The organism is Pseudomonas sp. SIMBA_068 (assembly GCF_046534705.1).
GTDB lineage: Bacteria > Pseudomonadota > Gammaproteobacteria > Pseudomonadales > Pseudomonadaceae > Aquipseudomonas > Aquipseudomonas putida.
In genome coordinates this window covers 1-392 of the sequence record NZ_JAWRYI010000097.1, presented here as the reverse complement: position 1 = coordinate 392, position 392 = coordinate 1, and the positions used below count along the sequence as shown (strand labels likewise).

General features: G+C 61.2%; 2 pseudogenes. Both read right to left on the bottom strand.

What is annotated here, in order from left to right:
- Positions 1-88 (bottom strand): annotated as a pseudogene (locus tag SB756_RS28340) (gamma carbonic anhydrase family protein); the annotation flags it as partial.
- A 57-nt stretch (positions 89-145) separates the two neighbouring features.
- Positions 146-392: pseudogene (locus SB756_RS28335) on the bottom strand (CoA pyrophosphatase); the annotation flags it as partial.

The window sequence follows — 392 nt, the reverse complement described above, 5'->3', positions numbered from 1 at the left end:
GGCGCACATTGCCGATCACGGTGGCGTTGGGCGCGATCCAGCTGGTGGGGTGGCTGTCGACCCGCAGGTCGCCCAGGCGATATTTCATGCTCGCTCCTCAGGATAAACGGCGGCGGTTTGTAGCAGACGGCGGGGTGGGCCCCGCTCAGATCTCGATGTAACGCTCCGGGGGTTGATGCAGGCTGATGCCGGCGTCATACAGCAGGTTGACCAGCTCGACGATCATGATCGCCGACAACCCCCAGATTTTGTATTCACCGTAGCGGTAACTGGGCACATACCAACTGCGGCCCTGGTAATCGATACGGTGGGTATGGTCACGCGGGTCCTGGCGGAAGAATTCCAGCGGTACGGTGAATACTGCCGCGATCTCGGCATCGTTGGCGCGATAC